We start from the raw sequence: 18,671 nt of genomic DNA, 5'->3' as shown, positions 1-18,671 counted from the left end.
GGTCAGTTCGGAACTGACCTAGTTCCTTGGGACTAAAGAAAAAACCAAGTTAGGATGAAGTTAACCGATAATTTACGGGAGATTGATATCCTAGCTTTTCTTGTATTCGATTTTCATTGTAATATTTTAAATAGTTTATCACAGTTTGTGATACAATTTCAGTAGAACCCTTTAGTTCTGGGTTTAATTCGAATGTTTCACACTTTAGCGAGGCATGAAACGATTCGATAGGAGCATTATCAGCGGGTGTACCCTTACGGGACATACTCATGGTAATGCTTTTATTTTTTACTTTGAGTTGATACTCTTTTGATGTATAGACACTCCCTTGATCAGAATGAAGAATACATGGCTGAACGATATCCGGAAGTTGATTTAATGTATCAACCACACATTCTAGGTTTTGTCTGTCACTCAATGTAGACGCAATAATCTCACCATTATATAAATCCATGATCGTAGATAAATAGAGCATCTTATGGCCATAAGGGATGTAAGTGATATCTGTCACCAATTTCTCTAGAGGACGTAGTGATTTAAAGTCGCGATTAATGATATTGGGCATAATGATCTTCGGATTTTTGTTTTTTCGATACCGTTTGACCTTAACACGGCATTGACATTGGTGTTTCTGCATTATCTTTTGAACAGTGTTCTTATTGATAATTCTTTCTTTTCGAATTAATGCAGTTATTTTTCGATATCCATAACGAAATTTATTTTCTTTACAAAGTTCAATTACTAATGCTTCATTGACAGAATAATTATTAGACTCTAGTTGCTCTTTTTTAGTCCAACGGTAATACGTTGACTTAGGTACCCCAAAAAGATTCAAGATATCTTTAAGAGATACAGTGTTGCGATACTCTTCAACGAGCTTGATGATTATTTCAGGAACCACATCCTTTCTCTTTCAAATACTTTTAATAGTTCAATTTGTTGCTCCAAAGATTTAATTCTAAGTCTTTGTGTTTCTTCGACCGTGTCTCCTTCAGGCCCTTTTCCAAAAGTATATTGCTTGCCTACAGGTTGAGAAAATCGATAGTGTTCACCATTTCGATACCATCTCCACCATGTTTTGACTTGTGTTACATTTTTTATTCCAAGTTCAGTCTGAATAAACCTGCTTGAGTAGCCTGCCAATTTCATTTCTATAACTTTCATCTTTGTCTCATAGCTATGCATAGTTCGTGTTCCCATATAAAAACCTCCTATATTGAACTATTTTACAATAATTCTCATACAAGAGGTTTTTTTCTTTAGTCCCACGGAACTAGGTCAGTTCCTTTTATACTAAGTTTTTTTATTTCATAGATTTAAACAAATCAAGACGGGCATCATTATCCAATGGCATGTCAGAAATTCCCTTGAGGGGATTATCAGTGTTGAAAATCGCAATCGTTTTATGCGTTTCCACCCATGAAAGATCAGGATATTGAACGAGATAGAAATCATCAAGTGGTGTTGCTTCAAGATAATCTGAAAGAACCCGTTTTGCAAGATAAGCCCCTTCAAAAAGGTTAAACTCAACAATCCAAATATCATAGTTATTATCTTTAAGTCGTTTGATGATGCCATCTCCCAGGGTCATCGCTTCCTCATATTTAATGTAGAAGTTTTTTTGTTCTTCAATACGATTGATATCTAAATTCTCAACGGGAACCGTAAATCGATCAAGGACAACATTAAATCCTTTTAAGATATAGAGGTAATGACTGCGGTGTTCGCAACTCATTTGATGATTATTAATAACACGATTAATTCTTTCCTGTAACATAATTATCACTCCTTTATTTTAATTATACTCCTCTATGTTTACTAAACAATACTGAAAGAGAGAAAACATTCTATATACAACAAAACCACGCTTAGATGTCAGTTTACGTGATATATTTCGCCTATTTTGGGGATCATAACTTTTTTGGGGGAGCATTTTAGTTTAAACAATTCTGGATCCGCTTGAATGAGGGGAAAGGTATTATAGTGCATAGGTATATAGTACTGGGATGAAATAAAGTGGGGAGCATGAGCTGCATCCTCAATACCCATCGTAAAGTGATCTCCAATGGGAAGGCATGCGATGTCAACTGGACCGATAAGTTCCATATCACTAAATAGTGCGGTATCTCCCGCATGATAGAAACGAGAAGTCCCATCATCGATGACAAATCCAGCAGCGACACCTAGTTCCTTTCCTTTATAAGATGAAGAATGGAGGGAAGGCGTCATTTTTATGGACGCAAAGGGAAGACGCTACGTTCCACCCAAGTTCATCCCAATGGTTTCAAGCCCTTCTTCCTCGAAGTAATTCGCAAGCTCTACGATACAAATAATCGGGGCGTTATTTTGTTTCGCGATTCGGGCTGCATCACCCACGTGGTCTTCATGTGCGTGCGTTATGAGAATCGCATCCACGGATATCTCAGTGATATCGGTCGTGCTTAAAGGATTTCCTGTAATAAATGGATCAATAATCATACGATTGTTGTTACAAATAATTTCAAAACATGAATGCCCGTGCCAAATATATTTCATAGAAAGACCTCTTTTATCTTAATGTAACACGGGACTGTGTGTAAGTGTGTGAAAGGAAAATGATGGATAATGGGTTGCATAACATAGAGGTTAGGTGTATACTACTAATGAATTAGGTTAGACTAATTATTAGAAAGAGGTATGCAATGACACCGAATCGTGAAGATTATATTAAAACAATTTACTCATGTAATGAAAAAAATGAAAAGCTAACCAATAAAGAACTTGCGGAACGATTAGGCGTTTCTCCTGCTTCAACAAGTGAGATGGTTCGAAAGCTTATTGAATCAGATCATGTCGTTAAAGATAAACAACTTGGATTATCTTTAACGGAAAAGGGAACAAATGAAGCCAAAACGTTAGTTCGTAAGCATCGTCTTTGGGAAGTATTTCTTGTAGAGCATCTTGGTTATTCATGGACTGAAGTTCACGAAGATGCGGAAGTTCTTGAACATGGTACTTCAGAACTCCTTGCAGATCGGTTAAATGAATTTCTAGGTTTTCCAGAACACTGTCCTCACGGAAGTCGGATTTATGGAAATGCGACGGCAGATACGAATCTGTCAGTCCCATTAAGTTCATTAAAAAAAGGCCAACGTGGTGTGCTAGCGAAAGTACGTGATCACGAAGAACTCTTAAATTATTTAGAACATGTGAAATTAAATTTAGGTGCAACGTTTGAAGTTGTGGAAGTTGATCCATATGAGGGACCCCACCATATCTTGATCGACAATCGTCATGTTCCGGTAAGTCATAAGGCATCACAAGAAATCTACGTAATATTAGATAGCGAGGAATAGTATGAAAAAAATATTAGCAGTTTTACTTGTTTCACTCTTAGTATTAACAGGATGTAAATCCGCACCCGATAAACCATCGACTGAAAAAGAGGGGAAACTTAATGTTGTTGCGACAACAACAATGATTAAAGACCTGGTGGAAATTATTGGTGGAGATAAGGTAACCGTTAATGGAATGATGGTTGCTGGTGTTGACCCTCACTTGTATAAAGCAAAGCCAAGTGATGTTAAAGCAATCCAAGAAGCGGACGTTGTAGCATTTAATGGTGTTCATCTTGAAGCTAAATTGGATGATGTTCTATCGGGTCTTGAAGGATCTGGTAAAAACATTATTAAACTTGAAGATGCACTTGTACCAAGTGACATCATTAATGATGAAGAACAAGGGGGTCATGACCCACACATTTGGTTTGACGTAAATCTTTGGAAAAAAAGTGCACAACATGTAGCGGATAAATTATCAGCATTTGATGCAGAGAACAAAGATTATTATCAAAATAATGCAACAGAATATGTATCTGAATTATCAGATATGGATACGTACATTAAAAATCGTATTGCTGAGATTCCAGAACAACAACTTGTATTAGTTACAGCCCATGATGCGTTCGCATACTTTGGTCGATACTTTGGTGTTCATGTGGAAGCAATCCAAGGGATTTCAACACAATCTGAAGCGGGTATCGCAGATATCAATAAAGTTTCAGACTTGATTGTTGATCGAAAAATTAAAGCAATTTATACAGAATCAAGCGTACCTAAGAAAACAATTGAATCGTTACAAGCAGCAGTAAAAGACCGTGGTTTTGATGTTTCAATTGGTGGAGAAATTTATTCGGACTCCTTAAAAGAAGATGCGAGCTATATCGAGACGTATAAAATTAATGTTGATACAATTGTAGACAACTTAAAATAAAAGAAAAGGGAGTGTGAATATGGCAGAGAAGGAATATGCAATCGAAGTTGAAGATTTGACGGTCACTTATGACGTTAAACCTGTTCTATGGGATTGTGATGTAAAATTTGAAAAGGGGAAATTGACCGCAATTGTTGGACCTAACGGTGCAGGGAAATCGACTATGATTAAGGCGATTATGGGTCTTTTAAAACCTATTTCTGGAAAAATAACAATAAATGGACAGCATCAAAAGGATGAATATAAGAATATCGCTTATGTACCTCAAAGCGGAAGTGTTGACTGGGATTTTCCCGCTACCGTGGAAGACATCGTTTTGATGGGACGTTATGGTCATATTGGATGGATTAAACGCCCACGTAAAGAAGACCGTGAAATCGCAAATGAGATGCTCGAACGTGTTGGAATGAGTGCTTATCGGGATCGACAAATTAGTCAACTCTCAGGTGGACAACAACAACGTGTTTTCCTTGCTCGTGCATTAACACAACAAGCTGAGATTTATATCTTAGATGAGCCTTTAAAAGGGGTAGATGTTAAGACAGAAGAAATCTTGATGACATTGCTCAAAGAACTTGCGGCAGCAGGTAAAACGGTAATTGTTGTGCATCACGACCTAACAAGCATTGAAGGTTATTTTGATAACATAGCACTTGTTAATGTAAAACTTGTTGCGTGGGGTCCTGTTCAAAATACCTTTACTCAAGAAAACCTAAAACTTACCTACCATACAGATGTAGGAGGTATTGTAAAATCATGATAAATGCAATTATCGATTTGTTTAGTAACTATACATTTCAAATCGTTGCACTTGGATCGATTGCGTTAGGAATTCTTACCGGAGTTACTGGAACATTTGCGGTACTTCGAAAACAAAGTTTACTTGGAGACAGTATTGCTCACTCAGCATTAGCTGGGATTACGGTGTCATTTATTATGACCGGAACTAAAAATACAGAGATATTGCTTCTAGGTGCCCTTATTGCAGGTCTTCTTGCAACGTTAATTATTAACTCAATCTCAAACAACACTCGAATAAATTTCGAGAGTGCAATGGCACTTGTGATGTCGGTATTCTTTGGGGTAGGATTTATTCTTCTTACTCATATTCAAAAAATGCCGGATTCACAACAAGCTGGTTTGGAACGATTTCTATTTGGTCAAGCGGCCACAATTCTACAAAGAGATGTTTACTTTGTAATAGGGGTAACCCTTGTTGTGGTTGTTCTTATGATCTTATTATGGAAAGAAATTAAGGTGTTCTCATTTGATCCGATTTATGCGCATTCAATTGGGTTATCCACACAGTTTCTTAATATTGTATTATCTGGATTTATTGTCGCTGCAATTATTATGGGAATACAGATGGTAGGGGTTGTCTTAATGTCAGCACTTATTATTGCACCTGCAGTTGCTGCTCGACAATGGACCCGATCCTTAACAGGAATGACAATTCTTGCTGCAGTATTTGGTGCAATTTCAGGTCTTGGAGGAACCATCGTAAGTTCTCTCATAAATAAATTTCCTACAGGTCCTGCGGTTGTCGTGATTGCAAGCAGTATTGTTATTGTAAGTCTTCTATTTGCTCCTGGACGTGGAATTATTAACAAAGGTCTCCGTCAACACGGTGCAAAACAAGCATTTGAAGCAGATATGGCAATTATTAATTTATTGACACATCAATTGCTTGATATTGATGCACAGTTTACAAAAGAACAATTACAAGAAGCATGTATTATTGATCATCATCGTGAAGGAAAATCGTTTGATCGTCTCTTCAATAATCTCAAGAAACGACATATGGTCGAACGGGTTGATGACTCAATGTACTTTAAGTTAACGCGTGTTGCGAAATTAGAATACGAACAAAATCGAGGTGATCAGTTATGACAATATCAATTCCAATGCAAATCATGATGATTGCGGTTGTCGTCGCTTTATCCTGTTCATTACTCGGTGTATTCTTAGTTCTTAAAAAAATGGCGATGATGAGTGATGCAATTACGCATACGATTTTATTGGGGATCGTTATAGGATTCATTATTACTCATGATTTTAACTCCCCAATCCTTATTTTAGGGGCATCAATTACAGGTGTGCTCACCGTATACCTGATTGAGATGTTGCAGAGTACGCGTCTTCTTTCAGAAGAATCCTCAATTGGTGTTGTATTTCCACTGCTCTTTAGTATCGCAATTATCTTAATTACGCGATATGCAGGTTCGGTACACTTAGATACCGATGCAGTATTATTAGGTGAAATTGCTTTCGCGCCATTTGATACAATGCTCGTTCTTGGGATGGAGTTGCCAAAGAGTTTAGTTACGATGTCGGTTATACTCGTTGTTGATTTACTCTTTGTACTAATATTCTTTAAAGAACTAAAACTTACAAGTTTTGATCCACTTCTTGCCGCAACACTGGGCTTTGCGCCTGTACTCCTACATTATGCGTTAATGACGCTTATTTCAGTAACGGCTGTCGGTGCATTTAATGCCGTTGGATCGGTGCTTGTTATCGCATTTATGATTGGACCTCCAATCACAGCATTCTTATTGACACATGACTTAGTTAAATTGATTCTTATTAGTTCTGGGTTCGCAATCTTTAATGCCATCACGGGTTATCAATTCGCAAGTCATTTTGACGTTTCAATAGCTGGAAGTATGGCACTGATGACAGGAATCTCATTTGGTATCGTATTTCTCTTCTCGCCACGAGAGGGTTTAATTTCAAATAAAATTCGCCGTCACCAACAAAAAAGCGAATTTGCTGAACTTACAGTTCTCTTCCATCTGTTTAATCACGAAGAAAGTGAAGTAGAAGCAGAAGAAGCGGGTGTATGGAGTATTTATGAACACCTCAACTGGTCTCAAACAAAGATACAAAAAATTATTGAAAGTTTAGAAATGAAAAAGTATGTTACGATTGATCGAGATATCATTAAATTAACGGACTTGGGCCGTGAAGTAAGTATCAATCATGCTGAAACAATCTTTGACCGCTAGAAATAGCGGTTTTTTTATGTCAGAATCCACACTTTATAATTCGGATTTGGTATGATGAATAGGGTGATAAATATGGAACTATCAATCTTAAACTGGATACAGACTTTGCGCACACCGATGTTGGATCGTTTTTTTGCGCTCTTTACATCATTGGGTGATCATGGTGAGATTTGGTTTATCATTTTAATAATCTTATTTATAATGAAAAAAACACGTAAAATCGCAATTTTAGGGCTCATTGCGCTTGCGATAGAAGTGGTCTTAATTAGCGGCATTATTAAACCAATAGTCATGCGTCCTCGACCTTTTTACGCTAATCCCGTAGATTTAATCATCTCGGTTCCGAGAGGATCGTCCTTTCCTTCAGGCCATGCAGCCAGTTCATTTGCGGTTGCAATGATTCTGTACTTTAATCATATTAAATACAAGCCTATTTATCTCACTTTAGCGATTCTCATGGCATTTTCAAGGATTTATGCTTATGTTCATTATCCATCGGATGTTTTGGCAGGGACGTTGTTGGGTATTCTAATTGCATATGAGGTTACGAAATATCAGGATGAACTCTTTAAAATCATGAATTCAATTCTAATTAAAATAGGTATAAAAAAAGAAATAGCTCCTTAAAGTCTATTTCTTTTTTTTACAAGAAACGTTTGCATGAGCGCTTCGCGCTTTTGCAGATAACCGTGATCTTCACGAGTTGGATGAACGCGATGAGCAAGTAATATCATGGCTCGATTATCATGAAAAACAAGAAGCGGTCCTGTGAACCCAGTATGATAACAGGCATCGATATCGTTATAGACGTATCGGTTCCAACCGTACGAACGCGAATTAATATTTGTGCTTCGAATTTGCTCATAGGATTTTGATGATAAAAGGCGAGAATCGGAAGTAAGCATTGCTTCCATAAATCGTTTTAGGTCGGGTAATGTAGAAAAAAGACCGGCATTGCCAACAATGCCCCCACAATTTCGCGCCGTTTCGTCGTGGACAACACCTTGGAGTAGACCATATTTTTCCGTTAACTCCGTGGGAATACACCGTTCAGTCTGTCTCGGATTAAATGTTGTGTTCGTCATCTCGAGGGGATTAAAAATAGATTTAGAGAAGCTCTGGTTTAAATCGGTGTCTACTGCTTCGATAAGGTATCCAAGGATTAAAAAATTAATACAAGAGTAAATGGTTTCTTGATTTGGGGCACTGATGAGATCGTCACAATTCATCACGCTTAAGTAAATTTGTTCACGGTTCATTTCAGAACGTCCTGTAACACTTGGAGACAAACCTGAACGATGAAGCAAACAGTGTGATACGGTAATTTCAGGATTTTTAAAATCGTTAATGTATGTTTGGATGGGTTCATCCAAGGAGAGTACTTTTTCATCGCAAAGTTGAAGGATGCGCGTTGTTGTGAATAATTTTGTGATTGATGCCACATCAAATTGGTGCGTTTCTTCAAGTTTTTGACCTTCAAATGTTGTGGTGCCATAAATCGTCTCGGTCCAGATGCCATTTTCATAGACGGCAAAGGCAAGTCCACTAACATATCCATCATCGACGAGTTGATGTGCTTGATTCATAAACAGATCCATTAGAATACTGCTTTGAGGATGTCAGCGGGTGTTTCAAGAACAAAATCAATTTCATCCATTCCTTCCATCGAAACATTACCCCAACTTGCCAGTCCAAAAGCCATTCCAGCGGCCTTAGCAGCTTGATAATCAAAAATACTATCTCCAACATATAAAGCGCGGTTGGGAGTGATATCAAGCATTTCTGCACAGACAAGAAGGGGTTCGGGGTGTGGTTTATGATGTTGTGTATCTCCGGATAACACAACATCGTTAAAATAACCATCCATTCCGTTTTCCACCACATCAATATCATACTGTAAGCGACGTTTTGATGACGCGACACCTTGCTTAACGATGCCATCAAGAGATTCGAGTACAAATTCAATACCGTCAAACAACGTTGCAGGATGTGGATATTCATTCACATATTGAACCCAACGTGGATAAACATCTGTCGAAATGCCTAATGCTTTTAAAACACCATGCCCGTCATAACATGTTAAGTGAATCAATTCATCATAAGTCATATGAATTCCGGGCTCCTCTTCAACAATTTTCATTAATGGGTAAAGGTTCATATCAAATGTGTTTACGACCGTCCCATCGAGATCGTAGATAACTGCATCATAGTTCATAAGCTTCCTCACTTTTTATTCTATTATACATGATTTAGGATACGGGAGTTTGGACAAATAATGAACGATTTGAAATCAAAAAGAACGAAAATGTATCGACAACGTGATTTTTGTTCATCAAAAGCGAAAAACTATGAAAAATGTGAGAAAGGAGTGGGGTGAATTCCTATTATTTGTAACGTATAATAAACTAGGAATGGAGTCGATACTTATGAAAAAACGAATTACCTTATTATTATGTATTGTATTACTAACATGTTGTGGCGCAAAGACAAAATCTGAGGAAACACTTGAAGCTAAAACCTTCACAACAAAAGACGTGGAACTTCTTAAAAACCATGGTTTGGATGTTACTGAAAATAATGAAGTCAAGGTTGATAAAGATGGAAACATGGTCTTTATGGTTGATGAGAAGGAAGTCAGAGTTCCATTTACATTATTGGATGATAAAGACGGCGATCAGAAAATAACGGATGTTTTGAAGGAACAAAAAGAAGCATCTAAAGAAACTAAAAACGAAGTGAAAAAAGAATCTGAGAAAAAACAAGAGAAACCGTCTGAGAAGAAGGAACCAACGGGAACCTATCGTGAAGCGAAAGATTATGAATCCATTGCATTTTCTGAGGAATACCGCGAAGATGCATCAATGAATAAAGGTGAAAGTTACGTTCAACGTGATGGAGAAAACGGCAAGAAAGAAATTGTCTACAGCGTCAAGGTTGTGGATGGTGTGGATTCAGAATGGACTGTGAAAAGTTCCTCAGTCGTTAAACATCCTGTTAATAAGATTATTGTGAATGGAACGTATGAAGCACGGGGATCAATGAGTGATGGTTATGCAACTGAGGTTTATAATCTCATTAACGCAAAGCGTCGTGCTAACGGTTTAAGCAATTTAACTTGGTCAAATAGCCTTTATAATTCAGCTCAAATAAGAGCAAAAGAGATTTCTGTTCTGTTTGAACACACTCGTCCGAATGGGCAATCGGTGTTATCAATGGCAAACGATATCAATGGTGAAAACATTGTATACGGTCGTATTGATATGGATTTCTTAGTGAACTTATGGATCAACTCTCCAGGACATTACAGTAATATCATGAACGACTTTAATTACACAGCGACAGCTGTTTATATTGAAGATGGTTATGCATACGCAGTACAACTCTTTGGATACTAGTAAAAAAGCGTACTTCTCATGTTGAGAAATACGCTTTTATTATGTTTTATGCGAGACGACCAGTAGCTTCAAGATAAAGGTTTGTAAAGTAGTTTACGGAAATTGGTGCAAGAAGCAGGCTCAGAGCATGGTCGAGTATATTTCCTTGCGCTGTGCCTGGCCCAAATATTGAATCCAAGAGTGTTTTAAATAAAAATTGGATAAAGACAAGGGCAAGGGTAAAACCGAAAATGCGTAAACGGTATCCTGTGCTGATTTCAAAACACTTTTCAAAAAGATTATGATCGTCTGGGAAATCCACAAGAACAAAACTAAGAATTGATAAGGGAATTGCGATATAAATACCAGGAACAAGTAAAAGAACAAGTCCAATTGTAATTGCAAGCGCAGAAAGTAAATAAAATTTAAGTGCCCGTCCCCAATCAACATACGCTGCAACTTGTTTTACAAGGTTCCAATTCAGTTCCATATCTTCAAGACGACTGAAGAAAACAACCATCTCCACCAGACCATGGAGGAGCATCGATACCAGTCCAATTAAAATCAAGATTACTGCTGAGATGAAGGGGTTGACCCCAAAATCTAGAAATCCAAGTGCAAATGGAATTAATAGGATGAAAACTGAAATAATAAAAATTTGTAAATAATTATGAAGTAGACTTTTCGATCCCAACCACAAGCTTATCGTCAAAGACTGAAAGCTTCATGTGATTTTTGTCCTTAAATATGAGTTCCATATCATCCTTCGTATCAGGCTGTGATATCTGGCGTGTAGAACCCTTTAGTTCAAGAGATTTTAAGAGCGTGATGCTCTCTAAAATACGATTTGCATCGTGAGTAGTGATTTCAGTCTCTTTGGATTTGTAAGTGATTGATTCAACCTGTGTTGGATCAATAGATTGGAGTTTTCCTTTTGATAAGTAATTGGGAAGACCCATCAGGACTAAAACACCGATACAAACAATAAAGACGATGATTCTTGAATTTTTTTTCATGTTTCCCCCTTTACATCAATTATAACGGATTTGAATAGCAAAATGTTGCGGTATCATATTTTGAACATTTTGGAATGTGGGGAGGTAAAATAAAAAACCACTGGAAGGTGGTTTGAAATTTAATATGGTGGAGATGGCGAGAGTCGAACTCGCGTCCAAGAAGTGTTCCACATTCGAATGTCTACAGTTTAGTCTGTTTCTAAATAATCAAAGTTCAAGCTCCAGACAAACCTTCCTTTGATGTGCTCTAAAATTTTCGTGGCATACACCGAGCAGTGCTGGCCCTTATTCTTTGTGAGTGAGTTGATATCGTTTGCCCAAAGACCAAACGCCCGATATCAGGCTGCAGCGTTAAACGCTAATTAAGCAGCGAATTGTAAACTGTTGTTTCCAGTTAATTTTTTTTAGCTATTAGGTAGCAACTCCACTGCAATTCGAATCAAACGAAATCCTGTCGAAACCATGACATCCCCAGGACCACTATTATAACAATATTTCCGTAAAACTACAATAATTAGACGTTATCGAAGCACTTTTTAAAAGATACAAGATAGTGTATTATAGATGGAGAAATAGAGGGACAAAATCATGAATAGAGAAGTTTTAAGAGATAAAAAACGTATTGTGGTGAAAGTAGGGTCATCATCCCTTACGCATAAAGAATCAGGAGACTTAAATTTTCGTAAGCTCGAGCAACTCGTCCGAGTTTTGGCTGACTTAAAAAGCCAAGGTAAAGAAGTTGTGCTTGTGTCTTCTGGAGCACAAGCAGTTGGTCGAAAGGCATTAAATCTATCTCAGATCCCCGATAAAATGGCCAAGAAGCAAGCACTAGCCGCGATTGGTCAAGCGAAGCTAATGATGACCTATCAGCGATTGTTTGCGGAGTACAATCAAGTGGTTGCGCAAGTGTTACTTACAAAACATACAATGTTTAAAGAAGAAAGTCGCAACAACGCCAAAAATACTTTTCATGAACTTTTAGAAATGGGTGTTATTCCGATTGTGAATGAAAATGATACCGTAGCTACTCATGAGATTGAGTTTGGGGATAATGACCATCTCAGTGCGTTTGTACTTGCGATGATTGACGCGGATTTGCTTATTATTCTTTCCGATATTGATGGGTTTTATACGGATGATCCATCACAAAATGAAGATGCGCGACTCATCGAATATGTGGAGAAAATTGATGAACGTCATCTGAAAATGGGGAAAGAAACAAGTTCTTCCGCTGTTGGTACGGGTGGCATGAGTGCGAAGATTGATGCAGGTCGCATTGTAACCAGTTCCGGAGCAGATATGGTCTTGGCAAACGGGAAAGACGTGAATATACTTCATCAAATTCTTGATGGGGAAGTAGTTGGAACTTATTTTAAAGCAAATAAAGCAGAATCGTTTGATTTAGAAGCTTATTTGTAGGAGGAATGATGAAAGAAATTGGAATTAACGCAAAAGAAGCATCGCGCTCGCTTGCACTTCTGACACAAGAACAGAAGAATAAAGCACTTAAACATATTGGCGATGATTTATTAGGACAAGCTAATGTAATTATCGAAGCGAATCAATTGGATTTGGAAGCGGCAGATCAAAATGGAATTACTGGCGCATTGCGTGATCGCTTAATTTTAAATCAAGCACGCATTGAAGCGATGGTACAAGGTCTAAATGAACTTACGCTGTTAAAGGATCCAGTTGGTGAAGTTTTAGAGGTTTTAGAACCTGAAAATGGATTGTACATTGAAAGAGTATCCGTACCACTGGGTGTTATTGGGATTATTTATGAATCAAGACCCAATGTAACGGTCGATGCTTTTGGTTTATGTTTTAAAAGTGGCAATGCGGTTGTATTAAAAGGTGGAAAAGAAGCGATACATACCAATATAGAACTTGAACGAATTGTTCGTAACAGCTTGACGGATTTAAATATAAATCCCAACTGTGTCCAAGTTATTAAAGATACACGTCGTGAAGTAACGACCCAACTTATGAAACTTAATGAATATATCGATGTCTTGATTCCACGAGGGAGCGCGGGCTTGATTCGTGCCGTTGTGGAAAACAGTACCATACCCGTTATTGAGACGGGGGCAGGGAATTGTCATATTTATGTTGATCACGATGCGGATGTATCGATGGCTTTAGATATTATTGAAAACGCGAAATGTCAGAGATTGGGTGTGTGCAATACGATGGAGTCTTTAGTTGTTCATAAAGATATTGCACCAACATTTTTACCTTTATTAGTGAATAAGCTTTCTCATGTTGTTTATCATGGGGATTTGGTTGCGTGTGAAATTGTGGATACAATGGTACTCGCAAATGAGGATGATTTTAGAAAAGAGTATTTGGATCTAGAAATGTCGGTTAAGGTTGTGGATTCTTTAGAAGAAGCGATTGCGCATATTAATTTCTATAATACTAAGCATTCAGAAGCGATCATTACAAATAATGAGAAAACGGCTCAACGCTTTACGCAAGAAGTGGATGCATCTACAGTGTATGTGAATGCATCAACACGCTTTACAGACGGCTCACAGTTTGGTTTTGGGGCTGAGATAGGCATTAGTACTCAAAAGTTGCATGCGCGTGGTCCTATGGGCTTAAAACAGCTTACATCGTATAAATATATCGTAAAAGGAAAAGGTCAGACACGTGTCTGACCCTTTTAATTATTTATCGAGTGTTGTCATTAAAGAACGATCATAGAAAGTACTTCTACGAGATAGTTCTGCATTAAAGGTCTCAAGACCATCACGTTCAACCAGTGTTGGTTCTTTTGAGAACAAATCAGTACCCAAACCAAGACGGTGGCCTTCGATCTCGACACCCATTGCGGAAAGTGTTGTCGGGAAGAAATCAACGGGGGAAAATGCACGGTTATGAGTTTCTGCGGATTTTTGAGGTGCATTGAGAATTAGGTTAAAGACCGTGCGTTGATAGCTCGGATCAAAATGCTCAAAGAATTTTTTATCCATACTCAAGTGATCACCCGTGATTAGAATGGTTGTGTCTTTATAGAAGGGCTGCGCTTGAATCCAACGAACAAACTTAACAGTTTCTGCTTGTGAGAATTGAATTACGTTTGCATATTGAGAATCGTGTGGTGTGGGTGCGCCTTCTTGTAAGTAGCCATCAGGAAAATGTGTATCGGCTGTTTCCATGGTGAAATTAAACGGTTTTCCAGTTGTGGAAAGACGTGTTATTTCATCTTTTGCAAAGCGATACAGTTTATCATCCTCATAGCCCCACCATACTTGATAGTCTTGAGGAATAAGTCCCTCACTTCGCGCATGGTTTAAATCGAATATATTAAATCCACCGTGAGAAGTAAAGTAAGTTGTAAGCCCTCCAAAATCAGCATCAGCCCCAAACATAATGGTTTGTTCGTATCCTTGATCATGAAGAATATCTCCAATACCGCGAGCACCCGGTAAGAAATATCCCGATTTACGGTAGTCTTGACCTTCTGCTGGAACTTTTAAAGGAATTCCCATTCCCATATTAACCATTGCTGCGACAGACCATCCGGATCCATATGTTTGATAGGGTCCTCCAAAGGTGTCATTATGAGAAAAACTCATCCCCTCTTTCGCAAGTTCAGTCATCTCTGGCATCAAATTCACATCCATGTGTCCACCTAATTCTTTAGGTAGGGAAGAGTTCTCCACAGATTCAACATAAATATGAATTAGATTGCGTTTTTTTTCTGGAAAATGAAGTATATCATCGCTCGGTTTGACGTAATTTGACTCAATATAGGGAGATTTACTTGCAACTGAAGTTGCGACTTCATCCAGTCGTAATCGTTTCACGCCATACACAGTCCCCAATAAAGCAAGTACAATTCCAATGATTAAAGTTGATGTACGCAATTGCTGAGAGGTAAATACTTCGCGACGGTGTTTTCTAAAAATATGTAAGTCCTTTTTGTTTAAGAGGACAAGAACAAATATAATAGCAACCAGAGCAGTCTTTACGATTGGTTTTAATAATTGAACCATAACACTATCTCCGGTTCCTTTGACTGGAGAGATCAGGTTAAAGATGAACTGCTCAGGTGTGAGTGCACCAAAGAAAGCTGTAAACCAACGTGAAAAGAAGAAAAATGCAGCACCGATCACAATTAGTATGACAAGAATACTATTTACAATACGGTGACTCCGTGCACGAACATATTCTCCAGGAATAAAAATAATCGTATTATTGATAATCGCTTGAAGAAACATGAAGAGTAATCCTACAGGAATTGAAACAAGCACAAACTTAAGTGCAAAGCTTAAAGTATAAGCACTGCTTAATAAAACTTGAGGCTTCTCCAAACCAAAGCGTATGAATAATATCGTTACAGCATTAACAAGAATGCCCTAACCTAAAAGATTAAGCCAAAAGGATTGTTTCTGATGTTCCTGATTCATTAAATACGTGCTTAATAAACCAAAACACAAAGCAATCAAACAATATGTCGTTATTTGTATAATCATCATGATACCTCGAATCTATCTAAACAAAGGATACAATAGGAATCCAAAGCACACAAGATGAAATTGTCTAGAAAATAGAAAAAGAGCCATTTGGCTCTTTCTTTTATCAAATCTCAACCGCACCACTTTCACTTTTATTAAAGCCTATCTCATAGGCCGTTTTGAAGTCAAATATTTTTCGCGGCATTGAGTTAATTTTGAAGCAAATATCATCAAGATATTGTTGCGCTATATCATACATTGATTTTCCTTTTGGTATAAACCTTCTAACGATTGCATTCGCTCGTTCATTGGTTCCACGTTGAAAAGAACAGTATGGATCACACTTATATAGTTTCACACCCAACCGCTTGGCTGTAATTCCTAATGTTTTAAATTCAAGTCCATTATCTACTGTTATCGATTTCGTGGTTATATTATTCTCTTCAATAAATTTTCGAATTAAGTTTGATGTGTAATAGTCATATCGATATTCTGCTTTAATAAGCCAGGTCATTCTTGAGCAGCGGTCTACAATGGATATAATCGCTGCAGATTCATGTTTCTTACCGATTATAGAGTCGATTTCGAGATGGCCAATCTCGTTACGTTCCTCAATGTATTTAGGTCTAAGGCTAATTGAAGTACCGTTTTTCTTCAAGTTCCATCTCAAGTGATTCATCATTCCACTAATTCTCTTTTACGTTTTCGACGTTTATAGCACATTCTATTTGGTTTTATATCAAGTTTACCTTGATTAATCCAGTTATAGACTTGCTGCGATGAAACACACGGTTTATATGGATGATATCGTTTATAGTTACTCAAGCATACTTCTACCCAATGAACTTTAGGATCATAGTGAGAATGCAGATATTCGATTAAGGGAATATTTTCTCGAATATCAATCGTTCGTTTCTTATAGACATTATTTTATATCTAGAAATCGTAGAATGAGATATATTGAGTTTACGTGCTGCCTTGCGCATAGAGTAGCCGATGCTTAATAGAATATCAATTTGGTCTTTCATTTTTTTATCTAATTGTTTATACTTCATATGGGAGCTCCTTTTAGTGAACCGCACCCGAATCTTGGACAAAGATGAGGAGGTGCGGTTTTTTATGGCTAAGCTAACACGAAAACAAAAAATTGAAATATATGAAAAACGAAAGTTAGGACAATCAGTATGTTCATTAGTAAATGAGTATGGTATTAATAAATCAAGTATTAAATATTTGGTAAGACTTATCGATCAACATGGACCCAATGTTCTAAGACGAAACAAAAATCACTTTTATTCTCATGAATTTAAGTCAGAAGTAATAAATCGGATATTAATGGATGGAGAAAGTACAATAGCTATCGCCATCGAACTTGGATTAAGTTCTGATGGATTGATTTACAATTGGATTAAAAATTATAAAGAAAACGGCTATAATGTCATAGAACGGAAACGAGGTAAACCATCTATGACAAAACCAACTAAACTGTTAACAGTTAATGATGAACTAAAGGCATTGAAGAAAAAAAACAAGTATTTGGAAGCGGAGAATGAATATTTAAAAAAATTGAATGCCGTAGTGAAACAAAGGGTGGAGCGCGAAAAGAAGAAAAAACCAGAGTAGTTTCCTTACTACGACAAAAATATCCCTTAGAGATTCTTTTAAAAATATCCGGACTCGCTCGATCTACTTACTACTTCTACGTTTCAAAAATTGATTTTGATACCAAAAACGACGAACTCATGCAAGAGATTATAGAAATCTATTATGATCACAAAGGACGATATGGTTATCGTAGAATTACTTTAGAACTAAATAATCGAGGAATTCGTGTAAATCACAAGAAAGTCTTGAGACTTATGAATAAAATGGGATTACATTCAATCATAAGAAAGAAACGTAAGTATTCTTCATATAAAGGGACAGTGGGAACCATTGTTGAGAATCGAGTTCAAAGAGATTTTGAAGCTGATAAACCCAATCAAAAATGGTTTACGGATATCACTGAGTTTAATGTGCAAGGGAAGAAAATCTATCTTTCACCAATACTTGATGCATATGGTAGATACATTGTATCTTACAACATATCTACAAGTCCTAATTTGGATCAAACTAGAGACGTGCTTCACAAGGCATTTTCTTGTAACGATACGCAAGGAACAATTATTCATTCGGATAGAGGATGGCAATACCAACATCAATTTTATGTGAAAGAATTAGAAGCACATTCGATGATTAGAAGTATGTCAAGAAAGGGAAATAGTATTGATAACGGACTCATGGAGGGCTTTTTTGGGCTACTAAAATCAGAAATGTATTATGACCAAGAACATAAGTATAAAAAGGTAGAAGAATTAGTTGATGCAATTGATGAATATATCGACTATTATAATAACAAGAGAATTAAGAGCAAACTAAAAGGACTGACCCCTGTTCAATACAGGAATCAATCCTTAAATTTAAAAGATAATTAGCTTGTCCAAAATTTGGGGTTCAGTTCATAGTCGGGTGGGCTCCTTTTATTATACAAAAACAACCGCACCTTGGGTGGTGCGGTTG

The 18,671-nt window shown here is 37.2% G+C and carries 17 protein-coding genes, 1 other RNA gene and 2 pseudogenes; 10 read left to right on the top strand and 10 right to left on the bottom strand.

What is annotated here, in order from left to right; translation table 11 throughout:
- Window positions 1-49 precede the first annotated feature (49 nt).
- From EEI45_RS01435 to EEI45_RS01425, 3 genes and pseudogenes are all read right to left on the bottom strand, one after another.
- A protein-coding gene (locus EEI45_RS01435) for an IS3-like element ISErh1 family transposase (RefSeq protein ID WP_407644011.1) occupies window positions 50-1,200 on the bottom strand; the annotation gives its coding sequence in 2 pieces (ribosomal slippage) (window positions 50-912 and window positions 912-1,200; 1,152 coding nt in all).
- A 103-nt stretch (window positions 1,201-1,303) separates the two neighbouring features.
- Complete coding sequence (locus EEI45_RS01430; protein WP_125163849.1) at window positions 1,304-1,777, bottom strand: hypothetical protein; 474 nt, start codon at window positions 1,775-1,777, stop codon at window positions 1,304-1,306.
- A 98-nt stretch (window positions 1,778-1,875) separates the two neighbouring features.
- Window positions 1,876-2,535 (bottom strand): annotated as a pseudogene (locus tag EEI45_RS01425) (metal-dependent hydrolase).
- Window positions 2,536-2,681: 146 nt separating this feature from the next.
- Between EEI45_RS01425 and EEI45_RS01420 the strand changes: the two are divergent.
- From EEI45_RS01420 to EEI45_RS01395, 6 genes are all read left to right on the top strand, one after another.
- Window positions 2,682-3,335 carry a metal-dependent transcriptional regulator gene (locus tag EEI45_RS01420; protein ID WP_125163848.1) on the top strand — a complete coding sequence of 218 codons (654 nt, stop codon included), beginning with the start codon at window positions 2,682-2,684 and terminating at the stop codon, window positions 3,333-3,335.
- A gap of 1 nt (window position 3,336) precedes the next feature.
- The gene (locus tag EEI45_RS01415; protein WP_125163847.1) at window positions 3,337-4,251 is read left to right on the top strand and encodes a metal ABC transporter solute-binding protein, Zn/Mn family; all 915 of its coding nucleotides are present in this window, start codon (window positions 3,337-3,339) and stop codon (window positions 4,249-4,251) included.
- A 19-nt stretch (window positions 4,252-4,270) separates the two neighbouring features.
- The gene (locus tag EEI45_RS01410) at window positions 4,271-5,011 is read left to right on the top strand and encodes a metal ABC transporter ATP-binding protein (protein WP_125163846.1); all 741 of its coding nucleotides are present in this window, start codon (window positions 4,271-4,273) and stop codon (window positions 5,009-5,011) included.
- Window positions 5,008-6,141, top strand: a complete 1,134-nt coding sequence (locus EEI45_RS01405; protein ID WP_125163845.1) for a metal ABC transporter permease — start codon at window positions 5,008-5,010, stop codon at window positions 6,139-6,141. The genes EEI45_RS01410 and EEI45_RS01405 overlap by 4 nt, the downstream gene beginning before the upstream one ends.
- On the top strand, window positions 6,138-7,259 hold the full coding sequence (locus tag EEI45_RS01400; protein ID WP_125163844.1) for a metal ABC transporter permease: 1,122 nt from the start codon (window positions 6,138-6,140) through the stop codon (window positions 7,257-7,259). The genes EEI45_RS01405 and EEI45_RS01400 overlap by 4 nt, the downstream gene beginning before the upstream one ends.
- A gap of 72 nt (window positions 7,260-7,331) precedes the next feature.
- Window positions 7,332-7,886 (top strand): phosphatase PAP2 family protein, encoded by a 555-nt coding sequence (locus tag EEI45_RS01395; RefSeq protein WP_125163843.1) that lies wholly within the window; start codon window positions 7,332-7,334, stop codon window positions 7,884-7,886.
- Here the strand turns inward: EEI45_RS01395 and EEI45_RS01390 are convergent.
- Complete coding sequence (locus tag EEI45_RS01390; protein ID WP_228410436.1) at window positions 7,883-8,845, bottom strand: serine hydrolase domain-containing protein; 963 nt, start codon at window positions 8,843-8,845, stop codon at window positions 7,883-7,885. The two genes, EEI45_RS01395 and EEI45_RS01390, sit on opposite strands and share 4 nt — an antisense overlap.
- A gap of 11 nt (window positions 8,846-8,856) precedes the next feature.
- Window positions 8,857-9,474 (bottom strand): HAD family hydrolase, encoded by a 618-nt coding sequence (locus EEI45_RS01385; protein WP_125163841.1) that lies wholly within the window; start codon window positions 9,472-9,474, stop codon window positions 8,857-8,859.
- Between the two features lie 211 nt (window positions 9,475-9,685).
- Here EEI45_RS01385 and EEI45_RS01380 point away from each other — a divergent pair, with 211 nt between their 5' ends.
- On the top strand, window positions 9,686-10,654 hold the full coding sequence (locus tag EEI45_RS01380; protein ID WP_125163840.1) for a G5 domain-containing protein: 969 nt from the start codon (window positions 9,686-9,688) through the stop codon (window positions 10,652-10,654).
- Window positions 10,655-10,700: 46 nt separating this feature from the next.
- Here EEI45_RS01380 and EEI45_RS01375 read toward each other — a convergent pair whose 3' ends face one another.
- From EEI45_RS01375 to ssrA, 3 genes are all read right to left on the bottom strand, one after another.
- Complete coding sequence (locus EEI45_RS01375) at window positions 10,701-11,327, bottom strand: hypothetical protein (RefSeq protein WP_125163839.1); 627 nt, start codon at window positions 11,325-11,327, stop codon at window positions 10,701-10,703.
- Window positions 11,302-11,649, bottom strand: coding sequence for a hypothetical protein (locus EEI45_RS01370; protein ID WP_125163838.1), 348 nt, complete (start codon window positions 11,647-11,649; stop codon window positions 11,302-11,304). Before EEI45_RS01370 ends, EEI45_RS01375 begins: the two co-directional genes overlap by 26 nt.
- Window positions 11,650-11,774: 125 nt before the next feature.
- Window positions 11,775-12,122: a transfer-messenger RNA gene (ssrA, locus tag EEI45_RS01365) on the bottom strand.
- 115 nt (window positions 12,123-12,237) lie between these two features.
- Here ssrA and proB point away from each other — a divergent pair.
- The gene (proB, locus tag EEI45_RS01360; RefSeq protein WP_125163837.1) at window positions 12,238-13,068 is read left to right on the top strand and encodes a glutamate 5-kinase; all 831 of its coding nucleotides are present in this window, start codon (window positions 12,238-12,240) and stop codon (window positions 13,066-13,068) included.
- Window positions 13,069-13,076: 8 nt separating this feature from the next.
- Complete coding sequence (locus EEI45_RS01355; RefSeq protein ID WP_125163836.1) at window positions 13,077-14,309, top strand: glutamate-5-semialdehyde dehydrogenase; 1,233 nt, start codon at window positions 13,077-13,079, stop codon at window positions 14,307-14,309.
- Between the two features lie 9 nt (window positions 14,310-14,318).
- Here the strand turns inward: EEI45_RS01355 and EEI45_RS01350 are convergent, their stop codons facing one another.
- The gene (locus tag EEI45_RS01350; protein WP_228410435.1) at window positions 14,319-15,968 is read right to left on the bottom strand and encodes an LTA synthase family protein; all 1,650 of its coding nucleotides are present in this window, start codon (window positions 15,966-15,968) and stop codon (window positions 14,319-14,321) included.
- Between the two features lie 268 nt (window positions 15,969-16,236).
- A pseudogene (locus EEI45_RS01345) lies at window positions 16,237-17,167 on the bottom strand (IS30 family transposase).
- Between the two features lie 64 nt (window positions 17,168-17,231).
- Here EEI45_RS01345 and EEI45_RS01340 point away from each other — a divergent pair.
- Window positions 17,232-18,586, top strand: a protein-coding gene (locus tag EEI45_RS01340; RefSeq protein ID WP_228410434.1) for an IS3 family transposase whose coding sequence is annotated in 2 segments (ribosomal slippage) — window positions 17,232-17,720 and window positions 17,723-18,586 — 1,353 coding nt in all. Because the reading frame shifts where the segments join, the coding sequence is not laid out codon by codon here.
- The last annotated feature ends 85 nt before the right edge of the window (window positions 18,587-18,671 follow it).

The sequence above is a fragment of the Erysipelothrix piscisicarius genome, from assembly GCF_003931795.1.
In the GTDB taxonomy this organism is placed as follows: domain Bacteria; phylum Bacillota_I; class Bacilli_A; order Erysipelotrichales; family Erysipelotrichaceae; genus Erysipelothrix; species Erysipelothrix piscisicarius.
The sequence above is the reverse complement of the archived record's forward strand: the minus strand, read 5'-3'. Positions and strand labels throughout refer to the sequence as shown.

Excerpts from the sequence above, each read along its gene's own strand:
- EEI45_RS01430 (WP_125163849.1), bottom strand. The coding sequence starts at position 1,777 with ATGTTACAGGAAAGAATTAATCGTGTTATTAATAATCATCAAATGAGT.
- EEI45_RS01420 (WP_125163848.1), top strand. The coding sequence starts at position 2,682 with ATGACACCGAATCGTGAAGATTATATTAAAACAATTTACTCATGTAAT.
- EEI45_RS01415 (WP_125163847.1), top strand. The coding sequence starts at position 3,337 with ATGAAAAAAATATTAGCAGTTTTACTTGTTTCACTCTTAGTATTAACA.
- EEI45_RS01410 (WP_125163846.1), top strand. The coding sequence starts at position 4,271 with ATGGCAGAGAAGGAATATGCAATCGAAGTTGAAGATTTGACGGTCACT.
- EEI45_RS01405 (WP_125163845.1), top strand. The coding sequence starts at position 5,008 with ATGATAAATGCAATTATCGATTTGTTTAGTAACTATACATTTCAAATC.
- EEI45_RS01400 (WP_125163844.1), top strand. The coding sequence starts at position 6,138 with ATGACAATATCAATTCCAATGCAAATCATGATGATTGCGGTTGTCGTC.
- EEI45_RS01395 (WP_125163843.1), top strand. The coding sequence starts at position 7,332 with ATGGAACTATCAATCTTAAACTGGATACAGACTTTGCGCACACCGATG.
- EEI45_RS01390 (WP_228410436.1), bottom strand. The coding sequence starts at position 8,845 with ATGAATCAAGCACATCAACTCGTCGATGATGGATATGTTAGTGGACTT.
- EEI45_RS01385 (WP_125163841.1), bottom strand. The coding sequence starts at position 9,474 with ATGAACTATGATGCAGTTATCTACGATCTCGATGGGACGGTCGTAAAC.
- EEI45_RS01380 (WP_125163840.1), top strand. The coding sequence starts at position 9,686 with ATGAAAAAACGAATTACCTTATTATTATGTATTGTATTACTAACATGT.
- EEI45_RS01370 (WP_125163838.1), bottom strand. The coding sequence starts at position 11,649 with ATGAAAAAAAATTCAAGAATCATCGTCTTTATTGTTTGTATCGGTGTT.
- proB (WP_125163837.1), top strand. The coding sequence starts at position 12,238 with ATGAATAGAGAAGTTTTAAGAGATAAAAAACGTATTGTGGTGAAAGTA.
- EEI45_RS01355 (WP_125163836.1), top strand. The coding sequence starts at position 13,077 with ATGAAAGAAATTGGAATTAACGCAAAAGAAGCATCGCGCTCGCTTGCA.